Annotated in this window: 1 protein-coding gene; it reads right to left on the reverse strand. The window is 66.8% G+C overall.

All coding sequences use genetic code 11. The features are described from left to right. Nucleotides 1-91: 91 nt before the first annotated feature. A partial coding sequence (locus C1J01_RS54405) for a hypothetical protein (RefSeq protein ID WP_235855180.1) occupies nucleotides 92-397 on the reverse strand: 306 nt, incomplete at its 5' end.

Genomic DNA, 397 nt, shown 5'->3' on the forward strand with positions numbered 1-397 from the left:
CGCATCCATCGCCATGTGTCCGAGACGGCACGGCGGCTGGGCGGAAAGACAGCAGAAGTCTGAAACGCAAACGCGCGGCCACCGCAGGCGCTTAGAGCGCAGCCAGGCTGACCGAACCGTAGCGGGTGTAGCCGTGCGCGGCCAATGTATCCATGGCCTCGGCTTCCGCTCGGGCGAACGTCAGCGCGAGCGTGTCGGGGCTCCCCGCCCCGCTGGCGAAGGCTTGGTAGGCCGCGAACGCTTCGCGCGGCGACACACCACTGCGTTCAAGCACCCGCTGCGCGGCTTCCAGCGCCGCACGAATCGCCGTCTCCCCGGGCGGGGCATCGCGAAACGCTAGCTGTAGACAGGACGTCGTCGGATTCATCCGCGTTTCGATGTTCGATTCACTGAAACC

Source organism: Nonomuraea aridisoli (assembly GCF_003236395.1).
Classification (GTDB): domain Bacteria; phylum Actinomycetota; class Actinomycetes; order Streptosporangiales; family Streptosporangiaceae; genus Nonomuraea; species Nonomuraea aridisoli.